Here is a 5,544-nt window from a genome sequence, read left to right as displayed (position 1 = left end):
TCGCGTTGAATCTCCCTGCAACCGAGGCCACGCGGGATGCCTGTGTGGTTCGGCGCGAGATCGTCACTCCGCGGTCGCGGCTCGCGCCGCTCCTACCCTTGGTCCTCCATCAAACCGGCACGCCCGTCGCGTTTCGCTCGCTCGGCTCCCAACATCCTGCGTCACTTTTGACAGTACCGGCTTCTCATCGGTGCCGCGAACGCTATACCTCGGGCGACAGGCGCCTGCCTGTCGACAACCAAAGGAGCGTTTCCTCATGGATTTTGGATACCGTCATTCCGCACGTCTCGCCCCGACCGCGCTGGCCGTCGGCTTGCTGTTCTCGCTGGGCCTCAATGCGCAGCCGGCCGGCGGCGACCCGATCGCGGTGTCGTATGCGCAGCAGTTCAAAGTGCCGCTGGCCGAAGCGAAGCGCCGGACGGCGCAGGTGCCGGAGATCGCGCAGTTGGAGCAGCGGCTGCAGCGCGAGTTGCCGGATACCTTCGCCGGGCTGTACATCGAGCACCAGCCGACTTACCGGGTGGTGGTGCGGTTCACCAAGACGCCGAAGGCGCTGCTGTCGCGCTACACCAAGGACCCGCTGTTCGTGGCGCAACTGGCGCCGCGCCCGTTGGAGTTGCTGCGCGGGGCGCAGGAGGAACTGGCGGCCCAGTTGAGCCAGTCGGGTGTCGCGTTCGAGTCGGGGCTGGACCTCAAGACTTCGCAGGTCAATTTGTTCGTGCTCGACACCGCGACCGCCTCCAAGCGCCTGTCCGGGCTGATGGCAGTGGCCGACTACATCAAGCTGCACAAGGTGCCGGCGCTGATGTCGCCCACGGCGATCGTCGGCGGCAGTCGGGTCGATGGGGCGACACTGCGCTGCACGACCGGCTTCAACGTGGTCAACGCGACGCGCGAGCTTGGGGTGATCACGGCGGGGCATTGCGAGAATGCGCTGACTTACATCGGCAGCCCGAACGTGACCCTGGCGTTCAAGAGCGAGCAGAACAGCGGTTCGCTGGACTTGCAGTGGAACAAGCAGTCCGGCGGCACGCCGCAGGTGCAAAGCAACCAGATCAAGCTGGTCGGCGGGCCGCAGGCGACGATGGAGATCACCAGCGTGACGACCGCGGCCAACCTGCCGTTGGGCGCGACGGCATGCAAGAACGGCATCACCACCAACTACACCTGCGGCCAGGTCGCCGACAAGAACGCGCAGGGGATGTACAACGGAGCGGTGGGTACTTTCATCCGCGTGCACAACGCCAGCAACCAGGTGATGAACGACGTCGGAGACAGCGGCGGGCCGGTGTTCGGCACCAACACCGCCTACGGCATCGTCCACGGACGCGGCGGCCCGGGCACGCCGACCCATAACGACCTGTACTTCGTGCCGGTGGACCATTTCTCCGCGCTCGGCGTGTCGGTGTTGAAGGAAGCCTTCAGCCTGGACCGCATCCCGAACGTGTCGGGGCCGCACAACGTCGCCTTTCAGGCGCAGGTGTTCTACAAGGGCGTGCCGAAGTTCACGGTGCAGCGCAAGACCAAGATCATCAGCTGTCCTTCCGGCTGGACCTGCAACGACTACAACGGCAGTTACACCAGCAATACCGCCTCGCCGTTGACCTTCAATTTCAAGTGCACGACCACCGGGACGATGCCGACCGCCACCTTCGCCTGGCGCACGACCCTGGTCGGCGCGGATGGGGCGACGACCAATGCGATCGACCACACCAGCACCTGCACGGCCCCGACCGCGGCTAGTGGAGCGGCGGCGCGTGGCGACGGCAGTCCGCCGACGATCACGATCGAGCCTTGATCGGCGGCTGAGTGAACGACGGCCGGGTATCCGGCCGTCGTTTGCGAATCCGTTTGGCTCGGCCATCTCGCGCCGAATTCCCATGCAACCGAGTTTGCAAAGGGTAGGAGCGGCGCGAGCCGCGACCGCGAGGTATCCAACTGGCGCCGGATTCCCGTGTAACCGAGACCGCGCCGGATACCTGTGTGGTTCGACGCGAGACCGCAACTCCGCGGTCGCGGCGCGCGCCGCTCCTACCCCTTGGGGTTGCAGGTGAGTGCGTCCCAAAAAAAAACGCCCCGGAAACCTCCGGGGCGTTCGACCCATAGTCGCAACCGCGATGGATTACGGGCTGGTGCGCAGGGTCAGCGTGTAGGCCTTGAGGATGGAATTGAGCGGGGTGAAGTAGCTGTTGCCGCCGCCGTTGTCGCCCGCGGCGCCTCGGCAGTCGCCGCTGCCACCCGACAGCACGCCCTGGCCTTGGCCTTCGGCGGTGATGAACGAGCCGCCGGAATCGCCGCCTTCGGCGCAGGCGGTGGTGCGGGTCAGGCCGGTGACGGTGCCGTCCGGGTTGCCGTAGTCGTCGGTGTAGGACACGGTGACGTTCTTGCTGCGGATGGCGCCGCAATGCCAGCCGGTGGTGCGGCCGGAACGGCAGACGGCCGTGCCGACGGCGGCTTCGGTGCTGCCGCGCACGGCGACGTCGCCGTTGCCATAGCCGTGGACGCTGGCCGACAGCACGTGCGTGTTGTCGACCCGGACCCAGCCGCGGTCGGGGCCGCGCGCGTTATCGTCCGGCATGGCGGATGCGGCGAAGGTGCCGACGCGCACGCCCGGTTCCCACTTGGCGACTTCGTGATACACGATGTCGCCGACGTTGCCGCAATGGCCGGCGGTCGCATAGCCCGCGCTGTTGCCCTTGGTGACCGAGAAGCCGATCGAGCAAGCCGAAATACGGTTGTCGCCGACTTCGCGCAGCACGCCGCGGCCGCCCTGGATGGCGATGCGGCGCTGCGGTGCGTCTTTCAGGGTTTCGAAACGCACCACGCTCGCATCGAGGCCGCTGCGGGCGACGAAGTCGACGCCGGTGTCTTCCGCGCCCGGGGCGACGCCCACAGTGACGGTGTTGCTGGGCAGGTCGACCGACCAGCTGTACACGCCCTTCGGCGCCTTGGCGCTGCGGTTGAGCAGGCCATCGAGTTGCGCCTTGGCGGCATTGAGCGCGGCGAGGCTGTGACGGGCGCGACGGGTTTCGACGCCGGCTGCGGCCTGAGTGTTCTTGATCGCGGTGCTGGCGGCGACCACGCCGAACGAACCGTCGGCCTTGCGCTCGAGCCAGGCGCCGGCGAAGTTGCGGCCGAGTTGCTTGGCCAGGGTTTTTTCCTGCTGCGCGGCAAGGCGTTCGGCCTTGAGGTATTGGATCAGCTGCGGGCCGGACAGACGCAGGTCGCGCTGCATGGCGGTCTTCAGCGCGGGAGCGAGATCGTCGGCGGCGACGGCCGCACCGGATACGAACATGGCCGCGGCGGCAGCGACGATCGAAATATTGAATTTACGCATTCCAGAAACTCCATGGACGAGTGGGGGTAATCAGATTCGCGGCCGTTAAAGCGCGGCGTTGTCATGCGTGAGGTTGCATCGCATGCAGCGCTTCATCGGGCCGCATCGATTAGAACGCGACGCGATCTGTTTGCCCTACGCGCGAAATGAGACGTCCTTGTTGGTTCCGGAAGCGAGTTTTTTTAAAGCAGGAAAACATCTTGGAAATAGCGGTTTGCGCACGCTTTGTTGTGACAGTGGATTTCTTTCGCTTGATGCGGAAACGTTGCTCGGAGCTTTCGCGGTCGTCGATGACCCGTTGTCACACATGCGCGCATCGATCGGTTGCGATGAGGCGCGCCATCGATGTATCGATCGCACGTCGTCATTGAAGTAATGGCGCGGTTGCGGCGCACGCCGGTGAAGCGACAGCCGCCGATTACGCCGGGCAAAAAAAAGCGCCCCGGAAACCCGGGGCGCTCGGACACCTGTCGCAACCGCGATGGATTACGGCGTGGTCTTCAAGGTCAAGGCATAGGTGCTGAGGATCGAATTGATCGGGGTGAAGTAGCTGTTGCCGCCGCCGGTGCGGCCCTGGCGGCCCTTGCAGCTGCCGCTGCCGCCCGACAGCACGCCCTGCGCCTGGCCGGCGCCGGTGATGTACGAACCGCCCGAGTCGCCGCCTTCGGCGCAGGCGGTGGTTTGGGTCAGGCCGGTCACGGTGCCGTCCGGGTTGCCGGCGTCGTCGACGTAGGACACGGTCATGTTCTTGCTGCGGATGGCGCCGCAACGCCAGCCGCTGGTGCGGCCGGAACGGCACAGCGCAGCGCCTACCGCGGCTTCGGTGCTGCCGGCGACGTTGACGTCGCCGCTGCCATAGCCGTAGACGCTGGCCGACAGGGTGTGGGTGTTGTCGACCTGCACCCAACCGCGGTCGGGGCCGCTCTGGTTGCCGTCCGGCATCGACGAGGCGGCGAACGAGCCCAGGCGCACGCCCGGGGTCCACTGCGAGACTTCGTGATACACGACTTCGCCGGTGTCGCCGCAATGGCCGGCGGTGGCGAAGCCCAGGGTGGTGCCCTTGGTCACCGGGAAGCCGACCGAGCAGGCATAGACGTAGCCGTCGCCCGGGTCGCGCAGATAACCGCGGCCGCCCTGGATGGCGATGCGGCGCTGCGGCGCTTCGCTCAGGGTTTCGAAACGCACGGTGCTCGCATCCAGGCCGCTGCGCGCGACGAAGTCGACGCCGGCTTCTTCCGCGCCCGGGGCCACGCCCACGGTCACGCTGTTGCTCGGCAGGTCCACCGCCCAGCTGTACACGCCTTTCGGTGCCTTGCCGTTGCGCGCGAGCTGGCTGTCGAGTTGTCCCTTCGCTGCATTGAGCGCGGCCAGGCTATGACGCGCCTGGCGGGTTTCCACGCCGGCCGCGGCCTTGGCGGCCTTGATCGAGGTGCTGGCGGCGACCACGCCGAACGAGCCGTCGGCCTTGCGTTCGAGCCAGGCGCCGGCGAAGTTGCGGCCGAGCTGCTTTTCCAGAGTCTTTTCTTGTTGTGCGGCGAGGCGTTCGGTCTTCAGGTACTGAGCGAGCTGCGTGCCCGACAATCCCAGGTCGCGCTGCATGGCCGACTTCAACGCGGGGGCGAGGTCGTCGGCGGCGAGGGCCGCGCCGGATACGGTCATGGCTACGGTGGCAGCGAGAACCGACATACTGAACTTGCGCATATCCAAAAACTCCTAAGACAGAGAGGGATGCGGACAACAGTGGCGGCGGGGCCGGGGCAGGTCGCTGGGGGTGGCAGGCACGAAGCGCTCAGCCGGGCCGCATTGACTAAAACGGGGCCCCGGCGTGGCACCCCTACCTCGAAACTGAGACGAATTACCTGGTTTCGGCGTGGTCAAGGCCGTTTCCGATTATGAAAATCGTGAACGAAGGGGCGGGACGATGACCGTCTTATGCAAGCGCCAAGCGCGGGTAGGGAACCGGCTGTCGAGGGGCGGAGCAGGGGGCGCTGGTGTGGTCATCGCACGGGGATGTTTCCGCTGTGATCGGAAGCCGCGCGGTCGCGGCTTGCGCCGCTCCTACCCCTTGAAGCTGGGCTTCTTGTAGGAGCGACGTGAGTCGCGACCCACGCTGCGGGGCAGGGTTCGTCGCAGTGGCCTTGTCGCGGTCGCGGCTTACGCCGCTCCTACAAAGGCCGACGATCCAAGGGGTAGGAGCGACGCGAGTC

General features: G+C 66.4%; 4 protein-coding genes. 2 read left to right on the top strand and 2 right to left on the bottom strand.

The window, feature by feature from the left end; translation table 11 throughout:
- Nucleotides 1–256 precede the first annotated feature (256 nt).
- Entirely contained in the window at nucleotides 257–1,798 is a 1,542-nt protein-coding gene (locus tag EX88_RS0122430) for a S1 family peptidase (RefSeq protein WP_051885443.1), read from the top strand.
- 324 nt (nucleotides 1,799–2,122) lie between these two features.
- Here the strand turns inward: EX88_RS0122430 and EX88_RS0122425 are convergent, their stop codons facing one another.
- Nucleotides 2,123–3,337 carry a S1 family peptidase gene (locus EX88_RS0122425; RefSeq protein WP_051885442.1) on the bottom strand — a complete coding sequence of 405 codons (1,215 nt, stop codon included), beginning with the start codon at nucleotides 3,335–3,337 and terminating at the stop codon, nucleotides 2,123–2,125.
- 82 nt (nucleotides 3,338–3,419) lie between these two features.
- Here EX88_RS0122425 and EX88_RS26310 point away from each other — a divergent pair, with 82 nt between their 5' ends.
- Nucleotides 3,420–3,713, top strand: coding sequence for a hypothetical protein (locus tag EX88_RS26310; RefSeq protein WP_152566426.1), 294 nt, complete (start codon nucleotides 3,420–3,422; stop codon nucleotides 3,711–3,713).
- Nucleotides 3,714–3,823: 110 nt separating this feature from the next.
- Here the strand turns inward: EX88_RS26310 and EX88_RS0122420 are convergent, their stop codons facing one another.
- Nucleotides 3,824–5,038, bottom strand: a complete 1,215-nt coding sequence (locus EX88_RS0122420) for a S1 family peptidase (RefSeq protein ID WP_051885441.1) — start codon at nucleotides 5,036–5,038, stop codon at nucleotides 3,824–3,826.
- Between the last annotated feature and the right edge of the window lie 506 nt (nucleotides 5,039–5,544).

Source organism: Lysobacter antibioticus (genome assembly GCF_000731095.1).
GTDB lineage: Bacteria > Pseudomonadota > Gammaproteobacteria > Xanthomonadales > Xanthomonadaceae > Lysobacter > Lysobacter antibioticus_B.
The sequence above is the reverse complement of the archived record's forward strand: the minus strand, read 5'-3'. Positions and strand labels throughout refer to the sequence as shown.

What these genes read in the sequence shown, in the direction of transcription:
- EX88_RS0122430 (WP_051885443.1), top strand. Translation starts at nt 257, where the DNA reads ATGGATTTTGGATACCGTCATTCCGCACGTCTCGCCCCGACCGCGCTG.
- EX88_RS0122420 (WP_051885441.1), bottom strand. Translation starts at nt 5,038, where the DNA reads ATGCGCAAGTTCAGTATGTCGGTTCTCGCTGCCACCGTAGCCATGACC.
- EX88_RS26310 (WP_152566426.1), top strand. Translation starts at nt 3,420, where the DNA reads ATGCAGCGCTTCATCGGGCCGCATCGATTAGAACGCGACGCGATCTGT.
- EX88_RS0122425 (WP_051885442.1), bottom strand. Translation starts at nt 3,337, where the DNA reads ATGCGTAAATTCAATATTTCGATCGTCGCTGCCGCCGCGGCCATGTTC.